The following is an 18,284-nucleotide window of genomic DNA, read 5'->3' as shown; positions in this document are numbered from 1 at the left end:
CACGAATTTCCACGAACGACAGTGTAGGCCATGCCACCCCTGTGCGAATAGCGCGATAGCTTTATACTTGCATTAATCGAACTTTTTCTTCACTGGCTCAGATCCCTTTACTGCTTGGATAGCGATGATTCCTATGCAATTTCAGCCTTCTATAATCCTCAACCATATAGCCAAAAATGGAGCAATAGCCGGGTTTTTATTGGCTGCGCTTTCCTTGCATACAGTGCAATTGAGCGCGGAAGCGTTGGAATCCAAAGACTACCCCGCAGCGGTAAAAGAGGTTGTGGAGCAGCGATGCATGGTGTGTCACGGCTGCTATGACGCACCCTGCCAATTGAAGATGGATGCCTGGATGGGACTTGAGCGCGGTGCTAACAAAGACAGGGTTTACAACGGCAGCCGCCTGCTCCCGGCAAAGCTCACGCGCCTATACGAAGACGCTCATAGCATCGAGGAGTGGCGTGAAAAGGGGTTTTTCCCTGTACTTAACGAGTCAGAACCGAAGAAAGGGCTGATGTATCAGATGTTGAACCTGAAGGAAGAGTACCCCTTACAGACTTCGGGAACACTCCCCGACACTTTTGATTTCAGTTTGGATCGCGATCAAAGTTGCCCCAAGCCCGACGAGTTTGCCAGCTATAGAGAGGATCGACCCTATCAGGGTATGCCCTACGGCTTTCCCGGTTTGGATACGGATAGATTAGCGGTGCTGACGAAGTGGATTGAGGATGGTGCTCGAGGGGTAGAGCCTCCGCCTAGATCTAATGCGGAGCTTCGATCCGTCGATGACTGGGAAGTGTTTCTTAACGCATCGGACAATAAGTCTCGACTAATGAGTCGGTACATCTATGAGCATCTGTTTATCGGTGACTTGTACTTCAATGACCTCGACTCAGAATCCGCCTGGTACAAGCTCGTTCGATCGCGCACAGCACCGGGACAGCCCATTGATCTAATTGCGACGCGCCGCCCCTACGGTAATCCTGGCAGCGAACCGTTTTTCTATCGTTTACAGCCTCGCCAGATAAGCCGGCTGGCCAAGCGACACATGCCTTACGCACTAAGCGCAAAGCGCATGGAGCGTTGGAAGACACTGTTCCTGGAGCCAGAGTACGAAGTAGCTGAGCTACCGGGCTATAAGGGAGATAAAGCCGCCAATCCATTCATCACTTTTCAACAGCTACCGGTAGAGGCGCGGTACCGCTTTATGTTGGAAGAGGCGCACTTCACGATCATGGCGTATATCAAGGGCCCGGTCTGTCGAGGTCAGGTTGCTTTGAATGTCATCGATGACCACTTTTGGGTTGCCTTTGTTCGGCCGAACGGCGTGGATCCTGAGCAGCAAGCAGACTTTCTGGCAGCCGAAGCAAAAGAAATGCGCTTGCCGCAGGCCAAAGGCAGTTTGGTGGTGACTGCTTTGCAATGGCGTGGCTATGCAAAGAGTCAACAGAGCTTTCTAAAGTCTCAGGCTAAGGCCATCGCTAGAGTCGTCGATCAAAGCAGCCTGAAGCTTGATATGGATCTGATTTGGGACGGTGGCCCCGAACGCAACGACAACGCATCGCTGACCGTGTTTAGACACTTTGATAGTGCGACGGTCGTCAAAGGACTCGTCGGTCAACAGCCCCAGACCATGTGGGTGATTGACTATTCACTACTCGAGAGAATCCACTATCTGTTGGTCGCGGGCTTTGATGTTTACGGAGCGGTAGGTCACCAACTAGAAAGTCGGCTTTACATGGATTTTCTTCGCATGGAAGGTGAGCAGGCGTTTCTGCTGTTCTTGCCGGAGGATCAGCGCGAGGCAGTAAGGAACCATTGGTACCGCGGTGCGCAGGATGATGTTAAGAAGTACATCGTTTCACCGAAGCTTCAAAAGTTTGAGCGACCCAGCTCAATTGAGTTTGAAACCGATGACCCCAAGTCCGAGCTCATGGCTATGTTCAAGGCACGAATTCCCACGGCCGAAAACTCTCGCTATAACGTGACATTGGAGAGCCTCGCCTCGCTCATGCAAGGGCAAAGCAAAGCGTTTAGTTACATGCCGGAGGTGGCGTTTTTGAGAGTGCTTAGCCCGAACGGTTCGGCAAGCATATACAGCCTGATTCACAACCGAGCGCACAGCAATAACGCGCAACTGTTTGCAGAGGAAGACCGACGTTTACCAGAGGAAGACACTTTAACGGTAACTCAGGGCTTCGCCGGCGCTTATCCGAATATGTTCTTCCAGATAACACAGGGGCAGCTGCCTAAGTTTACTAAGGCAATCTTAGCTCTCGAAAGCGCTGAGGGTTACACCGCACTTGTAGATCAGTTTGGTGTACGACGCACGGCACCTTGGTTCTGGAAGCTCAGCGATGACTTCACGGAGGAATATCGGCGTAGCCAGCCCATTGAGGCAGGCTTGTTTGACTTAAACCGATATCAAAATCGCTAGCGGCTGTCTGCTGCAGGAAAGCTACGCTTACTAGCGGTGCTAGCTACTGGTCGGCTTGCAAGCTCTTAATCGAGCTTCCCTTCAAAGCGGTGAGATACGTCTGTTATCTCACGCTGCATGTGCTCGCGGAAGACTTTTACCCGCTTGGTATGGCGAAGGTCACGGTGGTAAAGCAGCCACAGACCGAGATTGTGTTGAATCTCCGGTTCTCTGAAACGCACCAGATCTGGATCGCTATCACCTATAAAGCAGGGTAAGAAACCCAGACCGAGCCCTTCTCTGATCGCCGCAATTGTGAGCGACGTTTCATCTACACAGAGCGAGTGTTGTAGGTCCGGACAGGCCTGACGAGTCCAGGCGCGGTGATAGTCGCAGCAATCGACACCGATCCAGCTCTCTGAAGACTCTCCAGCGTGTACCGCTGCACAGTAGCTTTTGGAGCCATAGACAGCAGACGCTACCGTGGTTAGTCGAGTACCGATGAGCGTTTCTCCAGGACTATTGGTCTGACGGAGTGCAACATCGGCATCGCGCTCAGCCAGCCTCACCGAGTCATTGGTAACTTCAATACGAAGATCAACACCGGGATTCTCTGTGCAAAAGCTCGCAAACAGCGGCATAAGGATGGAGGACGCCATGTTAGCGACGGCAGTGACTTTGAGCTCACCGCTGGGATCCTCATTCTGACCCGAATTATCGGCTTCAAACGCGAGCATTTCTTTTTCTATTCGAAGCGCGGTAGTGCGAAGCTCTAGCCCGGATGGGGTCAGTTGAAAGCCGCTTGCGCTGCGTTCTACCAGTGGCGTTGCAAGCTGAGTCTCCAGGGCATGTATCCGACGAGAAATCGTGGAGTGCTGAACACCGAGACGTTTTGCCGCTGCGCTGAACGAGCCTTCCCGCGCAAAGCTCAGAAAAATTCTTGCATCATCCCAATTCATGTTTCGACAGGCGTCTCACAAGGATAATCTTGACTCTGTGCATTCTCGCACATCCAGTTTTCAGATTTTGGGGATTCTCAAAATGTTCTCTACATCCATACTGGCGTCTCAAATTACGATAACAGAACGAGACGAGGCACCATGAGCGACACCTTCGAACCCCTTGCCGGCGGCTGCACATGCGGTGAAATACGCTACGAGGTGACGGCCGTGCCACTCATCGTCCACGCCTGCCACTGTCGCTGGTGTCAACGGCAAACGGGCGGGCCACACGTTATCAATGCACTCTATGAGGCTGAGCTGATTAAGCTCACTGCCGGTGAAGTGGAAGAAACTATGACGCCATCTCCCAGTGGCGAAGGCCAGCTCATAGTGCGGTGCCCGCGATGCAGAGTCGCGATCTGGAGCAACTATCACTTTGGCGGGCTTAAGAAGCACATAAGCTTTCTTCGGGTCGGCACTCTCGACAACCCCGACACCATGCCACCCGACGTGCACATTTACGTGTCTACCAAGATGCCGTGGTATGTCATACCACCCGGCGACTATGCGGTAACGAATTATTACGACAGGCGCGCAACCTGGTCCGAAGCCAGTCAAGCGCGTTATCAAAACCTAGTGTCCAAAGTGGGCGCTGTAGGAGGAATGAAAAGATGAAAGCAATAATACTAATCTATGGTCTTTGTAGTTATTTCATTGGCGTAATCGGGCTTACATGTTTAATAGGTGCAATAGCAGGGTTTGTACCCTTCGGATTCTTTGAATCGGCTTATGGCGCAAGCGTAAATCCGTGGCTATGGAATCTTGGTCTTGTCAGCGTCTGGGGTTTTATCCACTCCATTACTGCGCGACCCAAGTACAAGAAAGTTCTGTGTAGTTTCATACCTGAGCCCGCTGAGCGCGCTACTTATATTCTCATCTCGGGAGTGACGAGCGCCGCGTTGATTGGTTTTTGGCAGGCAATACCCGGCCATCTATGGGAACTAGAGCAGGCATCGCTGATTTATGCGCTTTGGGCGTTGTTTGTTTTCGGTTGGTGCTTTCTGCTGGCTTCTACTTTTGCGATCAATCACTTTGACCTGTTCGGACTGCGGCAGGTGTATCTTAACTTTCGCGACCTTGAGAGACCGCCGCTTCAGTTCACCGAGAAGCTTATGTACAAATACATTCGCCACCCCATTCAGACCGGCGTACTGATCGGTGTATGGGCAACACCTTCGATGAGTCTCACGCAGTTGGGGCTGAGCCTTGGGTTCACCGCCTACATAGTGGTTGGACTATGGTTTGAGGAGCGCGATCTGGTTTCTGAGCATGGTGATGATTACCGTAATTACCGGCAGAGAACTGGCGCGGTCTTACCAAGACTTGGTGGCAGAGCGGAAAAACTCTCGGAGGCGAGCTCCTGAGCTCTATCGTCTAAAAGCGACCAGTCGATTGGTGATCACAAGCACGGTGGGCCAAAACACCGTGTTCACAAAGTCATGTGCGCTGGCTCCCCAGCGCAGGTAACCAAAAGATCGCGAGTCATCGTGCAAATCGAGTGCTTCCATGATGGTTGCTATCGCAACAACAGGCAAAAGACTTAGCCACGAAATACGGCCTTTCTGCCAAACAACGATCGCAACCAAAAAAACGGCCAGCCCAACGTAAATGTGGACGGCATCTTTTGATAGATCCACAGCGTTCAAAATATGAATCTTCATTAACTGGTAGGAGCTAGTTTCTACCCTAGGCATTGCTAATGCCCGCCGCCTGTTTACTCATCTGCCGGTAGCGGCGGTCCCACGAACCGAATTTTGAACTCTTTAGCTACTTCGTTTATGCGCTCCATGTCTTGAGGGATTTTCAGACCTTCCTCCGCCATGCGTGCAAAGAAGTGCTCGAAACCGGCGGGCGCAAGAATAGTAAGTTGCTGGCCGCCATTGGGGTCAAGTACACGATAGGTATGGGCTGCGCCCTTTGGGACAAAAGCTACTCCGCCTTCCTCGACGATGACGTCTTTTCCTTCGACAACGAACTTCGTTTTACCTTTGAGCACATAAAATGTTTCTGTGGCGTCGTCGTGTATGTGCAGAGGTGGACCTGACGGTTTTTCAGTCTCAGAGTAAAAGATACTGATTTGCCCGCTGGTCGTTTCTCCATCGAGCAGGACTTCGTACACGGTCTCGTTCCAAGTGACGGGATCGTGAGCTGCGGCGGTTCCGCTTGCTATCGCGGCTGAAATAAAAACACCGTTAATGAACATTGCTCGTAGCATGACTTCCCCCGGAAACTGTTGAGTGTGAGTATTAGATAGTAGACCGCGCGACCCCCGATCGGCCACTTTTTCTATTAGCCTTAGTTTTTATCGGATTTACTCTTTTCAGATGCCCACGGAGTAAAAAAAAGCGCCCTCACCAAGTGAGGACGCTTTCGAGTTGTGGCCTGTTAGCTACAAGCCTTGTGCCATGGTGCTGCTTAGTTAGCCGCGACCATGCTATCGCCACCTTTCAGATCGAAGCGGTCCAGCTTCATGACTTTGCTCCACGCCTCTACGAAGTCATGCACGAAGACTTCTTCGGCACCGTCATAGGCATAGACTTCAGCAATGGCGCGGAGCTCTGAGTTGGAGCCGAACACCAGGTCTACCTCGGTTGCTGACCAACGCATCTCACCCGTCACACGATCCCGGCCTTCATAGACGTAAGGATTGTCTTTGGTTGGACGCCAGACGTTGCGCATATCCAACAGGTTGGTGAAGAAGTCATTGTCCAGCGCTTCGGTCTCGTCCGTGAGTACTCCATGCTCTGATCCGCCGGCATTAGCATTCAGTGTGCGCATACCGCCCACGAGTACTGTCATTTCAGCTACCGACAGATCTAGTAGATCCGCCTTGTCGAGAAGCGCTTCCGCCGGCTTACGGTAGGCCGCATCGCTGTAGTAATTACGGAAGCCATCGGCCTTGGGCTCCAAAACAGCAAAGCTGTTGACGTCGGTCTGCTTCTGGCTCGCATCGGTGCGCCCCGGTGTAAAGGGAACCTCCACATCGTAGCCTGCAGTTTCGGCAGCTCGCTCTACCGCCGCGGCGCCCGCCAGTACGATTACGTCAGCGAGGGAGACTTGCTTGTCGCCACGCTGGGACTTGTTGAAGTCCTTCTGGATACGCTCAAGGCGCTTGAGTACTCGTGCCAGCTCCTTGGGATCGTTCGCTGCCCAATCCTTCTGGGGGGCCAGACGGATTCGGGCACCGTTTGCACCACCGCGCATGTCGCTGTCCCGGTAGCTTGATGCCGAGGCCCATGCTGTGCGTACCAGCTCGGCGGTGGTGAACTCTGAAGACAGAATCTTTGCCTTGAGCTCTGCAACGTCACTGGAATCGATAAGGTCGTGATCCACCGCAGGTACGGGATCCATCCACATCAACACTTCTTCAGGAACGTCCGAGCCGACATAACGTGCGCGGGGGCCCATGTCACGGTGCGTGAGTTTGAACCAGGCTTTCGCGAACGCCATCTCAAATTCCTCAGGATTCTTGAGGAAGCGCTGAGTGATCTTGCGATAGGCGGGATCTTCCCGGAGCGCTAGATCCGTAGTGAACATGATTGGCTGGTGACGTTTACCTTCCAGGTGAGCATCAGGAACTGTGTTAGCTCCACCGCCATCTTTTGGTACCCACTGGGTAGCCCCGGCAGGGCTCTCGGTCATCTCCCAATCGTAGGAGTACAGGTTAGACAGGTACATCATTGACCATTGTGTTGGAGCGGCAGTCCATGCGCCCTCCAGCCCGCTGGTGATTGTGTCTTCGGCATTACCCTTGCCACAGCTGTTGTTCCAACCCATGCCTTGGGTATCAACGCCTTCACCGGCAGGTTCGGGTGCGAGGCAGCCGTCGGGCTTTTTCGCGCCATGGGCCTTACCAAAGGTATGTCCGCCAGCAATGAGGGCGACGGTTTCTTCGTCGTTCATCGCCATGCGTCCAAAGGTCTCGCGGATGTCATGGGCAGCAAGCTTTGGATCTGGTTTGCCATTAGGGCCTTCGGGGTTCACATAGATGAGGCCCATTTGTACCGCTGCCAGAGGCTTTTGCAGATTGCGCTCTCCGGTGTAACGCTCGTCCGCGAGCATTACGGACTCGGGGCCCCAGTAAACGAGATCGGGTTCCCAATCGTCCTCGCGGCCGCCGGCAAAGCCGAAGGTCTTAAAGCCCATTGTTTCCAGAGCTACGTTACCTGTCAGGACCATGAGGTCCGCCCAGGAAAGCGCGTGGCCGTACTTCTGCTTCACAGGCCATAGCAGGCGACGAGCCTTATCGAGGTTGGTGTTGTCCGGCCAGCTGTTAAGCGGCTCAAAGCGTTGTTGACCGCCGCCAGCGCCGCCACGACCGTCCATGGTGCGGTAGGTGCCTGCGCTGTGCCAGGCCATACGGATAAAGAACGGGCCGTAGTTACCGTAATCGGCCGGCCACCAGTCCTGTGAGTTGGTCATGATGGCTTCGATATCTGCTTTAACCTCCGCGAGGTCAAGCTTTGCAAACGCTGATGCGTAATCGAAGTTAGCGCCCATGGGATTAGCGGTATTTTCATTCTGGTGAAGCGGGCGTAGGTTTAGCGCCTGGGGCCACCAGTCTTGAACTGACTTGGGTTCGCCGTGCAGGTCTCCAGCGCTTGCGGGCGCTGTAGCTGATAGCGTTGCCGCCATTGCCACACAAAGAGACAGTTTGTTTTTGAGCATTTTCATAAGATCCTCGTCGTCTGTCTTGATTATCAAAATCAGGCAGTGCGCCCGACATACACTCAGCGTAGAAGATCACTTATAAACAGTAAAATGAATTAAAAGTTAAAATACGATCTAAAAATACGATTGACAGCCAGGTCACGGTCATGGAAAGGAGCAATGCTCGTGTTCAGCTTGGCACCTCCGGTGTCGTTAGAGCTTAGGTGCTCGAGGGGCTGTTCTGTTTATCTATTCCTTTTGTAAGCAAAACCAAACCGAGGGCAAACAGTACAACTTGGCTGGTATGGAGCGCATATGCGTCCTTGTCGTCTATAGAGTCCCCCCATACATCGGCAAGTCCACCGGTAGTCCATCCAAGAGTAGTGGCGACCCAGAAAGGCACAACCACGATAGATCCGGCTATAACGATCGCCAAGACATCCCGTTGTGAGTTCGCTGACAGGGTTGAACTAATCGTCCAAGCAGCAAGCGCAAGGCCAAAAACGATTTCGCGGACGAAGTGATTCTTGATGTAGTCGGCGATTAACGGGCTCTGCAGAGCGGTAGGAGCAAAGTTCGCGTAGGCAGCAAAGAGTAGCCCCATTGCAGCGCAAATGAGGGTTTTACCTAAAAAAGCCATAGTTTCCTCATTTCTCAAGCACTTGCTTCAGCGCGACCGTCACTGCGTCCCTAGTTCTGTTGGATAACGGGGTAAAAGCAAGGCGCAACAAGACGCCAGAGCCAGGCAAACGATCGAAAAAGCGATTGCGGCATCGTAAGCACCTAAATTATCAAAGGAGTAACCCATCAGAACAGGTGAAACCGCAGCGCCAGTGACAAAAAACGCATACAGCGCGCCATAGGTTTTTCCGTAGGACGAAAATCTGAAGTATCGCGATGTTAGAAACGCGATGAGATCCACTTCGGCTCCCATAGAGAGCCCGACAGCTACTGCGGCGAAGACCGCGACTTCGGCGCCGCCGAGTATAAATACCGTGTAACCCAGCGCTGATAAAGCGAACAGCATAGAGGCAACCCTGGGGGCAAAGAAGCGATCGATCAGTACGCCTGTTCCAAGACGACCGACTATGACTGATAGTCCTATTACCGACGCAAGTTGTCCGGCTTTTGCGGGTGGCACTTCGGCATCATTCAGCATGGGTATGAAGTGCACGATCATGCCTCCTACGGCAAGCGCGACAAGGGAAAAGATCAAGGCCAATAGAACAAACACTCGCCGAGTGGAGTCGACATTTGCGTAACTGCCATCGTTACCGCCGCTCTCTCCACTTGGCTTCTCTGCTACTTCTTTGCTCGGATTGTCTCGCAAGAGTAAACCCACGAGCACCGCCGCAATGAACACGATGCTGCCAAGTATGCGAAGGCCATCCCGCCATCCGTTCTCTGCTACGTAGGGGGTCAGATACAGTGGCGCGAGGAGACTTGTAACTCCGGTACCGACCAAGGTTATACCGAGAGCGAGGCCACGGCTTTGCGAGAACCAGCTGGTAATGGCCCGCGTGAAGGTGATGGGGGTTGTGCCCACAGCCAGTATGGCTGAGCAGAGGCTTATGGCATAAAACGCCCCCAGAGAGTTCGTGAAGATGCTGAGCACGAAAAAGGATAGGGAATAGCAAAACAGAGAAGCTGTCGCTACCAAGCGAGCGCCGAGCCGGTCTGCGAGGCTACCAACAGTTGAAGCGAGCAACGCAATTGCGCCCACGCTAATCAGGCCTTGGAGCGATATCTGTGCGCGCGTCCAGCCAAACTCTTGCTCGAATGCGGACATGAATATGCCTGCTGTGTAAAAGCTCAATGAAGCGAGTCCAGCTCCTACTCCAATAAAGCAAGCCAGCAAAACCATTCCACCGGACTTGAATTCGTCGATCGCGATACTCTTCGGCATAGTTGTGTTCTTTATTCGGGCCTTGTCGTAGGAAGTGCTGGCTGCGCTGAATAAACTGGCCGAAGCCATCGTTAGGGGATATCGCCCACTATGGCCACCACACGAGCAGGTGCTGCGGAAGCGCCAACAAGCTTTAGTGGAAAGACACAGACTTTAAATCCGTATTTGGGCAGCGCGGACAAGTTGACGAGCTGCTCCATTTGCCAATACGGCTTTCGCTGGCCAACACGATGGCCTTCCCAAAACAGGTTATCGCGCCCTTCCTTCTTCGCCTGATCGATCTGATGATGGAAAGGCAGATCCCAGCCCCACTGGTCTATCCCCATAACCACGCAGCCTTGATTAATGAGCCACTCAGTAGCTTCGGCGCTCATTCCTGTCCCGCGTTTCCAGTAGTCCCTTGTGCCTTGGAGCTTGTCTCGACCAGTCCGTATGAGGACGATGGTGCCCTCCGTTACCTCTGCACCGGACTCCGCTAGGTCTTTTTGAATATCTTCGGAGGTTATGACATCGCCGTCGCTTTTATGAGTGACATCAATAACCGCGCCGGGGCCAATGCACTTTTCCAGAGGGATATGTTCGATGGTTAGTGCTGGAGTCGTATGCTCGCCTTCGCCGCTGGTGGGTCCGTAATGCCATGGTGCGTCAATGTGGGTGGTGCTATGAACACCCATCTTGGTGATTGTATCGTCGGCCCAACCCGCAAAGTCCTTGGGCATCAACTTAAAAGGCAGACCGAGTGCACGAACCAGCCAGCGCGCAACCCAGTGAGGCCGATGTTTAATTTTTACGCGCATGAAACGGGGATCTTGCGGGTTGTATTCGATAGATTTAGAAAGGTCGATGACGTCCATGGCTCAGCCCGCATCACCCATCGTATTAGTGACTTCGCCTATCCCATGAATTCTCAGCGATACCGTGTCACCGGGAGCCAGCCAATGATCGTTCTCCATACCAGTTCCGCCGGGAATCGTGCCAGAGCCAAAAAGCTCTCCTGGATGGAGCTGCTCATCTTTGGACGCAAAGGCGACGGCCTCTGCGATCTCGAAGTGCATGCCTCTGGTGTTGCATTCGGCCACCTCGTTGCCATTAATTGAAATGGTCGCGACGAGGCTTTCTAGCTGATCTTGAACTTCATCCGCGCTAACGACCACGGCTGACATGGTGGAGACAAAATGTTTTGCCTTCTGTGGCCCAAAACCGCTTTCCATTTCATCCTTTTGCACATCTCGCGCGCTCACATCGTTTAGAACCACAAATCCGCCTATTGCGGCTGCAGCTTCCTCGGTAGAGGCGTTAAAGAGAGGTTTTGTAATTACAGCTCCGATCTCTAACTCGTAATCCAACGCTTTGGTATAGCTCGGCCAGCTCACTTCGTCACCTGAGACTTTGAAGTTCAGATGATTACTCAGGTAGTAAATGGGTTGTTTGTACCAAAGAGCGTGGGGGCGAAAGCGTGGAAAAGGCTTGCCACTTAGCTTCTCTACGAGCTGCGTAATGGGATAAAGATGCGGTATAAACCGTTTTACGTAACCACGGGTAGAGTCTACAACGTGTTTTTCGTAAAGCATGAAGTCGCGGAATGACGCCGGGTGAAAAGGTAAAATAGGTTTGGAGTCTTCATCTTGCTCGGGCTCAAGCTGGTCGAGTTTCGCTTGGAGGCTCTCCCGCGTCTTTTTATCGAGATTGAGAATCCCAAGGAGTTCATCGTCACCGCGTGGCGTCATGCTTCTTCCGGCCGCGGTAGACGCAAAGCCCTCGACACGATCGACGCTTACCCAGTATCCGTTGCTATAAGCTTGAACACGGCGAGTATCGCCTTTGATGACTCTACGAAGCTTCATGATGCAGTCAGCTGAGCAGCTAAGGGCGTGCATTGGTTCCGTTTACGGGCACTTCGGACGGCGATCTTGAACTCGAGTCGTTGCGACAAGCGGCTGCCCGGATAAAAAGCGTCGATAAACGAGGGGCGTGCTTGAATGCGTGCCAACCAATCTTCTACTTTGGGCAAGTCTTCCCAGAGATAGGTCATGCCCATGTCCTGTGCACGGTCGATGAGTGGGGCGAGGGAGATATCTACGAGGGACAGGTCTTTCCCAAGAATCCACGGTGAGCCTTCCAGCGCTCCGTCTATTCGCATCACGGTGGTGCGCAGTTCATAGGTGGAGTCTGTGATTTCGCTTTCTTCAAAGCCTTTGCCGCGATTCATCTTGCCGTAGAAACCACGGCGAATGGTTCTTTTGTCTGTCGACTTGTCGAAGGACTTGGCTGATTTTAGAACACGCAGAGTGGGTAGGAATATCTGTTCGAAGGATGGGATGCGGATAGCTTTTGTCGGTACTTCCTCCATGAACCGAAGCCAGCTCCTCATTGCTGCACGCTCGACTGGGGTGCTGGGTGATAGCGGTATTTCAGGAAAAGCTTCGTCAAGATATTCCAGAATGCACGAGGAGTCGACGATGGTGTTCCCCGCATGGATGAGCGTTGGCACAACCCCATTGGGGTTGATCTTGAGGTAGCTCTCGGACAACTGCTCTTCCTTGCGAAAGGAGATGGCATTGGACGCGTAGGGGAGTTTTTTCTCGGCGAGCGCAAGACGGACTTTTTGGCTGCAGGTCGAGTAGTCGGCGTGATAAAGCGTAAGATCAGTCATTCAAAAATGATACGATTGTTTCGTTTTGACGTCAACAAAATAACACACTTGTTCCGTTTTCAAAAAAGAAAGGTAAAGTAGTCACAATGGAGACGAGCAAAAATGCCGATGTGTCAGTGCGCTATAAAAAGTCGGAAGACATGCGCGTGCGACTTTTGGACACTGCCGAACGATTGTTTGCGGCGCGCGGGTACTTTGGTGTGTCTGTTCGAGACATTACCGACGCCGCGGGAGTTCGAAGCGCGAGCATCAACTACCATTTCAAATCAAAAGAAAACCTCTTTAAAGCGGTGTTTGATCGTCGGATTGAGCCCCTTGCGAGTGCGCGCCTTGCCAAGCTGGATGCCATTGAAATATCCAGCAAAGATCCTGAAAAATCTGTCCGGTTGATCGCTGACGCCTTCGCGGGACCGATGCTTGATTTTGCTGAAAGCGGGGGAGATGGCTGGAAGAATTATTGCATCCTGGTCGCGCAGTTAGCGGTGCAGCAGCATTGGGGTGAGAATACCGTGAGTCAAAAATATGATGTTCATGCGCAGCGTTTCCTGCGCGCGCTTCAGGACACTTTTCCGAGTTGCGCGCCTTATGGCATACATTGCAGTTTTCAGTTTCTGCTGAGCACTCTGCTTTACGCTGTATGTGACAACAAGCGTATGGATACGCTGTCTGGGGGTGAATATAAATCTGATGCATTAAAGATGCTTAGAGGGCCGTTTTTGGACTTTGTTTCTGGTGGCATTCTAAGTGTGGCTCAGGCGCACAAACGCTAGCTTCTGGCGGCTTCTTTGGCTGTCTCGGTACTGGTCCCCGGCTCAATGAGCGCAATCTCTTGCACCAGTAGAATCTCGCAAGCACCGGGCCCAGTGTCACGTCTGGTCAAACTGCTGGGGATGACGCTGTTATCGGCAAAGTGCACGTCCACCAGTTCACCGCTTAAGTGCACGATTGCACCTTCAGGTATGGCCGATATCCGGCGTAAAATTTCGCTGTTTTCGGGAATCAAATGCACGTTCGCGGATGACAGGTTCACCAGATTTATGTCAATCCGCGCCTCATAGAGATGCCAAAACATAAATCGATCACCTTGCACGACCTTCATGGGGCGCAACAACGCCTCATCAGACAGAGGCCCCCATCCTAGCGCAAAGTCCCAGGGCGCGATGGCCGCAAGATCATCCCAACGGTAATGCCGCTTACTGAGTACCTTCGCCGTAATGTCATAGCCCGCCTTAGGGACAAGCCGAAACTCACCTATGCGAATAGTGCGTGCCTCGGGTGTACCGAGAGCCCACTGCCTGGGTACCTCGGGCGCGAGCACACCGTCGCCCAATTCGACCTTGTCGCTACAGCCAGTGATAACCGCGATCAGCATTGCCGCGGAGACAGAAAGTCGCCAAGTCGATATTTGTCGGCGGCGTTTCACTGCTCTACTGTTTTCCGCCTGTCTAGGGGAGGGGTCGGGTACTGGTGGTGACGTCGCGATAGATTAGCCACTCGCCCTCAGCGTTTTGCCGCCATAGGACCAGATAATCGCCGGCGTCGCTTATGGGCTCGTCGGTATCAGCAGCCAAGCCCAGCTCATAACGGCCGACCTCTAAGGCAAACTCGCCGGAATGCGTGACTTCCTCTGTTGTGAGGCGAATGCTGCTCTCTCCCAGGGAGAGCTCTCCTTCCAGGGACGCCTTTAAGTTAGTGATTCCGACCACACGTTCCCGGTGGGAGCTCATGAAAACAACGTCGTCGGTATGTAGGGCGAGCAATGCGGGAAGGTCCTGCGCCTTAAAGGCCGCCTCGTATTCGTTGTTTCTGCTTTGAATGATCGCTAGTAAGGATTCTGGCTCTGGACTTGCAGCAAACAGACCGGAGACAGCGAGTTGGCGCGCGACTGACAGCATGTCGGTTTGTTGGGCGCTGTAATCGAGTCCGGTGCCATACCACGCGATTACGAGATCTCGAGCAGGATCGACGTAGAGCCCCTGGCCCAGATATCCACCCTTGAAGGCGCCACCGTCATCCCAGACCTGATCCCATTGCCAGCCTGCTCTAAGAGGAAGGTCATGACCATGATCCCTGGCCAGCCACTTCAATTCTTCTTTGCTACGGCCAATCCCTGCCCCGGACTTTAAGTCGGCCATCATGGTATTTGCGATGCCCGGAAAGCGTTCGCTATCGGTAAAGACCAAGCCAAATCGCGCGAGATCCCGAAGCCTTGCCATCAAGCCTCCGGATGCGTAAGCGTGCCCCTCTTTACTCACTGCCATAAGCGCGTCTGACTCGGCGCCTATACGCTGCCAGATTCTCTCTTCTACTGCATCAGCGTAGCTCTGCCCCGTAACGCGCTCGATAACCAGCATAAGAACGTTGGTATTGGCAGATACGTACTCGTTGCGTTCGCCGGCAGGGCGAAGGCGATCCATCTTCTTGATTAATGACAGGAAAGACTCGTCGCGACCAGTGGATGCCACGATTCCAAGAGACTCTTCCATGCGATACACGCAGGTGGAGGTGTCTTGATACCCGTCGCTGTCGCGGCAATCGATGCCCGATGCCATGTTTGCAATGTCGTAAACAGATGTACCCTCCCAAGCTGTGCCGCTCAGTTCAGACAGATAGTCCTCAATCGGTGCATCCATGTTCACTTTGCCTTCAGCCACTAAGGTCGCCAAAGTTGCGGAAGTGAGTACCTTGGTGACAGACCAGCCAAAGTGGCGCTCCTCGGGAGCCATGCGAGGGTAGGCCTCAAACACGACCTGCCCACCATGCAGAATGAGAACGCTATCCAATAGCGGATCGCCCGCAACATACTCTGTAAAAAGACTGCGTTGGTCAGCAACCACGACGCTTTGCGCGTCGAGTGCGGGGAGGGTTGCGCGCTCAAGTGTGTATTGTTCATCGCCACGCGCGATGGTTGTGCTACGACGATAAGACTCTGCGTTGAGGTGAAACTGCAGGCTTTCGTTTCCGCCGCGATCAAAGTTTTTGGGGGTGACCTGCGTAAATGCTTCAAGGGGGTCCTGCGCGGCAGAAGCGAGCAGCGGTAGGCTGAGCAAAAACATCCCTAGGGGTTTCAGCATTGTGAGTCTCCAAAGTGCAAACTGCTATCTTATGCCGTCTAGCGGTCCATAGGCTATTAGACCTACAATCCCGCGCTCGCAAAGCCAGTATTTCTTGTCTTATGTACAAAATTCGCACTTACAACACGATCTCAGTGAAGGGTCTCAATCGTTTCAGCCGGGAAGCTTACGAAGTGGCTGGCGAGCTACCCCATCCAGACGCTTTTTTGATTCGCAGTCAGAAGCTCCACGATATGGAGTTTCCCGACACGCTTAAGGCCATCGGTCGCGCGGGTGCGGGTGTGAACAACGTTCCCCTTGAGCGCTGCAGCGAAGAAGGCGTCGTTGTCTTCAACGCCCCGGGCGCGAATGCTAATGCCGTCAAGGAGCTGGTGCTGGCAGGCATGCTGCTGGGTTCCCGAGATATTTATTCGGGTATGAAGTTTGTGGAATCCCTTGAGCCGCAGGACGGACTCGACCCGCTTCTGGAAAAAGAGAAGAAGCGATTTGCGGGTACAGAGCTTATTGGTAAAACCTTGGGTGTAGTTGGACTGGGCAACATCGGTTCATTGGTAGCCAATATGGGCCTCGCTCTGGGTATGAAGGTCATTGGCTACGACCCTGCGATCAGCGTAGAGGCCGCGTGGCGCCTCTCCAGTGACGTAGAGAAGATGGATAATCTCAACAGCCTCTTTGGGCGAGCTGATTACATCAGCCTGCACTTGCCCGTGTTGGACGCGACCCGAGGGCTGGTCAGCGATAACCTTCTGGCCGGTGTTAACCCAGCCTTGGTGTTACTGAACTTTGCCCGGGGCGAGATCGTTGATAATGCTGCGGTAATGCGCGCGCTAAACGAAGGGCGAATGCATCGTTATGTCTCTGACTTCCCTGCCAACGAAACGCTTCGTCACCCGGGTATGTTGCAGATGCCTCACATCGGCGCGAGCACCGGCGAAGCTGAGGAGAACTGCGCGATCATGGTGGCCGACCAGCTGATGGATTTTCTGGAGAACGGCAACATTAGTAATTCGGTGAATTTTCCAAATATATCTCTGCCCAGAACGACGCCGGTGCGGGTCACCATCAGCAACCGGAACGTGCCAAAGGTTCTCAATCAGATCACTGCGATCATTGCCGACCACGACATCAACATTGTCGATATGCTTAATAAGAGTCGCGCGGACATTGCCTACAACATCATCGATTTGGAAGCTTGCCCCAGTGATAGCTCGCTGGAGGCCCTGCGATCTATCGAAGAAGTGATCAATGTGCGTGTGTTAGGGTCATGCAACTACTCCTGATACAGGCTCCTCCGCTTGGCTGACGCTCTGGCTTACGACGCTGACTCTCGCACGCCTGTGGATCCTGCGCAGGCGGTGAGCGGAATGCAAATTGGCATTGTGCTAATCGGCATATCCATTACCTTACCGCTGATGTACAGCGCCGGAGAGCTTGCTCAGGGGATGGGTCTGCGATCTGCTTTGACCGCCACGCTTCTTGGAGCGCTAGCGCTGAGCCTCATGTCTATTCCTGCGGCCATAGTGGGCGCCAAGACGCGGCTCTCCAGCTACATGATCATCGAGCATACTTTCGGTTACGCCGGCGCTAAGTTCGTTAATTTTGGTTTTGGTGTGTTTCTTCTTGGCTGGTATGCGGTCACCGCGGAACTCTTTGGGCGCACGCTGTTTTTGGCGGCTGGGGAGCTCACTACTTTGGCATTTCCGGAATGGTCTTATACCGTGCTGTCGAGCCTTATCGTAACGGTCACCACAATCTATGGTTTTAAAGCGATAGACAGGCTGGCACTCATAGCCGTGCCGTTTTTGCTCTTGTCTCTGGCGGGTGTTGTGATCCTTTCTTTACGGCAGGTCGCTTTTGCTGAGCTGTTGAATATGCCCGGCACAGGCGAGATCGATATGCCTACGGGAGTCTCAGCGGTGATAGGCGCCGCCATCGTGGGTGTGGTGCTCACGCCGGACCTGACCCGTTATGCGCGCACGACACGTGATTGCGTGGTGGCTTCTTTCCTGGGGCAAGGGGGTGGTATGTGCATCGCCTATATCGTCGGAATGATCCCGGTGCTGGTTTGGGGCGAGCTTGAACCCATGACTTATATGATTCTTATGGGTTTTGGCGGTGTCGCTTTAGCGGTGCTGGTGTTTGCGACCTGGACGACCAACGTAATCAATCTCTACTCCACCGCACTGGCATCCCGGGCTTCCGTTCCCCTTGGTGATTACCGATCCGTAGTTATTGTTATGGGAGTCGTGGGTACTGTGGCCGCCATTGTGGGGATTTCTGATCAACTTATCGACTTTCTGATTCTCATGGGCTTACTGGTTCCTCCCATCGCGGGCATTTATTTTGCGGACTTTTACATCTTTGGTCGACGGGACTTTTCCGAGGAGCACCTCGCTGACCGTCCCGCGATTAAAGTGAGCGCAGTGCTGGTTGCCCTGGGTTCGGGTTTGGTCTCGGCCTGGCTGTACTATGCGGGGGCGTCTATTACAACGATTGGAGCCCTTGATGCGTTGATTCTGTCGATGCTGGCCTATAGCTTTGTGGAGTTTTTACTTGGCAAAAGAGCGAAGCACCCACACTAGTT

The 18,284-nt window shown here is 53.3% G+C and carries 17 protein-coding genes; 6 read left to right on the top strand and 11 right to left on the bottom strand.

The features are described 5' to 3' along the window. The first annotated feature begins 133 nt into the window (after positions 1–133). Positions 134–2,437, top strand: a complete 2,304-nt coding sequence (locus tag AB8B76_RS02110) for a fatty acid cis/trans isomerase (RefSeq protein ID WP_405269580.1) — start codon at positions 134–136, stop codon at positions 2,435–2,437. A 65-nt stretch (positions 2,438–2,502) separates the two neighbouring features. Here the strand turns inward: AB8B76_RS02110 and AB8B76_RS02105 are convergent, their stop codons facing one another. Further along, complete coding sequence (locus AB8B76_RS02105; protein ID WP_405269577.1) at positions 2,503–3,375, bottom strand: LysR family transcriptional regulator; 873 nt, start codon at positions 3,373–3,375, stop codon at positions 2,503–2,505. A 141-nt stretch (positions 3,376–3,516) separates the two neighbouring features. Between AB8B76_RS02105 and AB8B76_RS02100 the strand changes: the two genes are divergently transcribed. Continuing rightward, on the top strand, positions 3,517–4,032 hold the full coding sequence (locus AB8B76_RS02100) for a GFA family protein (RefSeq protein ID WP_405269575.1): 516 nt from the start codon (positions 3,517–3,519) through the stop codon (positions 4,030–4,032). Continuing rightward, positions 4,029–4,781 (top strand): methyltransferase family protein, encoded by a 753-nt coding sequence (locus AB8B76_RS02095; protein ID WP_405269572.1) that lies wholly within the window; start codon positions 4,029–4,031, stop codon positions 4,779–4,781. Before AB8B76_RS02100 ends, AB8B76_RS02095 begins: the two co-directional genes overlap by 4 nt. 3 nt (positions 4,782–4,784) lie before the next feature. On the opposite strand, the gene AB8B76_RS02090 is transcribed toward AB8B76_RS02095, so the two are convergent. The 8 genes from AB8B76_RS02090 to AB8B76_RS02055 all read right to left on the bottom strand — a co-directional run bounded on the left by AB8B76_RS02090 (position 4,785) and on the right by AB8B76_RS02055 (position 12,626). Then, positions 4,785–5,111 carry a hypothetical protein gene (locus AB8B76_RS02090; RefSeq protein WP_405269569.1) on the bottom strand — a complete coding sequence of 109 codons (327 nt, stop codon included), beginning with the start codon at positions 5,109–5,111 and terminating at the stop codon, positions 4,785–4,787. Between the two features lie 20 nt (positions 5,112–5,131). Continuing rightward, positions 5,132–5,632: a cupin domain-containing protein gene (locus AB8B76_RS02085; RefSeq protein WP_405269566.1), complete on the bottom strand. Its 501-nt coding sequence runs from the start codon at positions 5,630–5,632 to the stop codon at positions 5,132–5,134. Positions 5,633–5,832: 200 nt separating this feature from the next. Continuing rightward, positions 5,833–8,052 (bottom strand): catalase/peroxidase HPI, encoded by a 2,220-nt coding sequence (gene katG, locus AB8B76_RS02080; RefSeq protein WP_405269583.1) that lies wholly within the window; start codon positions 8,050–8,052, stop codon positions 5,833–5,835. Between the two features lie 235 nt (positions 8,053–8,287). Further along, positions 8,288–8,707: a hypothetical protein gene (locus AB8B76_RS02075; protein ID WP_405269564.1), complete on the bottom strand. Its 420-nt coding sequence runs from the start codon at positions 8,705–8,707 to the stop codon at positions 8,288–8,290. Positions 8,708–8,746: 39 nt separating this feature from the next. Next, the gene (locus AB8B76_RS02070) at positions 8,747–9,973 is read right to left on the bottom strand and encodes an MFS transporter (RefSeq protein WP_405269561.1); all 1,227 of its coding nucleotides are present in this window, start codon (positions 9,971–9,973) and stop codon (positions 8,747–8,749) included. Positions 9,974–10,044: 71 nt separating this feature from the next. Beyond that, a complete protein-coding gene (locus tag AB8B76_RS02065) occupies positions 10,045–10,770 on the bottom strand; it encodes a cyclase family protein (RefSeq protein WP_405269558.1) in 726 nt (241 codons plus the stop codon). Positions 10,771–10,830: 60 nt separating this feature from the next. Then, positions 10,831–11,817, bottom strand: coding sequence for a fumarylacetoacetate hydrolase family protein (locus tag AB8B76_RS02060; protein WP_405269555.1), 987 nt, complete (start codon positions 11,815–11,817; stop codon positions 10,831–10,833). Next, a complete protein-coding gene (locus tag AB8B76_RS02055; protein ID WP_405269552.1) occupies positions 11,814–12,626 on the bottom strand; it encodes a glutathione S-transferase family protein in 813 nt (270 codons plus the stop codon). The genes AB8B76_RS02060 and AB8B76_RS02055 overlap by 4 nt, the downstream gene beginning before the upstream one ends. A gap of 86 nt (positions 12,627–12,712) precedes the next feature. Between AB8B76_RS02055 and AB8B76_RS02050 the strand changes: the two genes are divergently transcribed. Then, on the top strand, positions 12,713–13,396 hold the full coding sequence (locus AB8B76_RS02050) for a TetR/AcrR family transcriptional regulator (protein ID WP_405269549.1): 684 nt from the start codon (positions 12,713–12,715) through the stop codon (positions 13,394–13,396). Here AB8B76_RS02050 and AB8B76_RS02045 read toward each other — a convergent pair. Continuing rightward, positions 13,393–14,049, bottom strand: a complete 657-nt coding sequence (locus tag AB8B76_RS02045) for a hypothetical protein (protein ID WP_405269547.1) — start codon at positions 14,047–14,049, stop codon at positions 13,393–13,395. The two genes, AB8B76_RS02050 and AB8B76_RS02045, sit on opposite strands and share 4 nt — an antisense overlap. A gap of 22 nt (positions 14,050–14,071) precedes the next feature. After that, positions 14,072–15,700, bottom strand: coding sequence for a serine hydrolase (locus AB8B76_RS02040; protein ID WP_405269544.1), 1,629 nt, complete (start codon positions 15,698–15,700; stop codon positions 14,072–14,074). Positions 15,701–15,801: 101 nt separating this feature from the next. On the opposite strand from AB8B76_RS02040, the gene AB8B76_RS02035 reads away from it, so the two are divergent. Together AB8B76_RS02035 and AB8B76_RS02030 are read left to right on the top strand one after the other, a co-directional pair. Next, positions 15,802–16,980: a phosphoglycerate dehydrogenase gene (locus AB8B76_RS02035; protein ID WP_405269541.1), complete on the top strand. Its 1,179-nt coding sequence runs from the start codon at positions 15,802–15,804 to the stop codon at positions 16,978–16,980. Between the two features lie 15 nt (positions 16,981–16,995). Continuing rightward, a complete protein-coding gene (locus tag AB8B76_RS02030) occupies positions 16,996–18,282 on the top strand; it encodes a cytosine permease (RefSeq protein WP_405269538.1) in 1,287 nt (428 codons plus the stop codon). The last annotated feature ends 2 nt before the right edge of the window (positions 18,283–18,284 follow it).

Source organism: Congregibacter sp. (genome assembly GCF_045107095.1).
Classification (GTDB): Bacteria; Pseudomonadota; Gammaproteobacteria; order Pseudomonadales; family Halieaceae; genus Congregibacter.
This window is presented reverse-complemented; position numbering and strand designations above follow the sequence as displayed.

Excerpts from the sequence above, each read along its gene's own strand:
- AB8B76_RS02040 (WP_405269544.1), bottom strand. The coding sequence starts at position 15,700 with ATGCTGAAACCCCTAGGGATGTTTTTGCTCAGCCTACCGCTGCTCGCT.
- AB8B76_RS02075 (WP_405269564.1), bottom strand. The coding sequence starts at position 8,707 with ATGGCTTTTTTAGGTAAAACCCTCATTTGCGCTGCAATGGGGCTACTC.
- katG (WP_405269583.1), bottom strand. The coding sequence starts at position 8,052 with ATGGCGGCAACGCTATCAGCTACAGCGCCCGCAAGCGCTGGAGACCTG.
- AB8B76_RS02085 (WP_405269566.1), bottom strand. The coding sequence starts at position 5,632 with ATGCTACGAGCAATGTTCATTAACGGTGTTTTTATTTCAGCCGCGATA.
- AB8B76_RS02035 (WP_405269541.1), top strand. The coding sequence starts at position 15,802 with ATGTACAAAATTCGCACTTACAACACGATCTCAGTGAAGGGTCTCAAT.
- AB8B76_RS02060 (WP_405269555.1), bottom strand. The coding sequence starts at position 11,817 with ATGAAGCTTCGTAGAGTCATCAAAGGCGATACTCGCCGTGTTCAAGCT.
- AB8B76_RS02070 (WP_405269561.1), bottom strand. The coding sequence starts at position 9,973 with ATGCCGAAGAGTATCGCGATCGACGAATTCAAGTCCGGTGGAATGGTT.
- AB8B76_RS02065 (WP_405269558.1), bottom strand. The coding sequence starts at position 10,770 with ATGCGCGTAAAAATTAAACATCGGCCTCACTGGGTTGCGCGCTGGCTG.
- AB8B76_RS02050 (WP_405269549.1), top strand. The coding sequence starts at position 12,713 with ATGGAGACGAGCAAAAATGCCGATGTGTCAGTGCGCTATAAAAAGTCG.
- AB8B76_RS02055 (WP_405269552.1), bottom strand. The coding sequence starts at position 12,626 with ATGACTGATCTTACGCTTTATCACGCCGACTACTCGACCTGCAGCCAA.
- AB8B76_RS02100 (WP_405269575.1), top strand. The coding sequence starts at position 3,517 with ATGAGCGACACCTTCGAACCCCTTGCCGGCGGCTGCACATGCGGTGAA.
- AB8B76_RS02090 (WP_405269569.1), bottom strand. The coding sequence starts at position 5,111 with ATGCCTAGGGTAGAAACTAGCTCCTACCAGTTAATGAAGATTCATATT.
- AB8B76_RS02105 (WP_405269577.1), bottom strand. The coding sequence starts at position 3,375 with ATGAATTGGGATGATGCAAGAATTTTTCTGAGCTTTGCGCGGGAAGGC.
- AB8B76_RS02095 (WP_405269572.1), top strand. The coding sequence starts at position 4,029 with ATGAAAGCAATAATACTAATCTATGGTCTTTGTAGTTATTTCATTGGC.
- AB8B76_RS02110 (WP_405269580.1), top strand. The coding sequence starts at position 134 with ATGCAATTTCAGCCTTCTATAATCCTCAACCATATAGCCAAAAATGGA.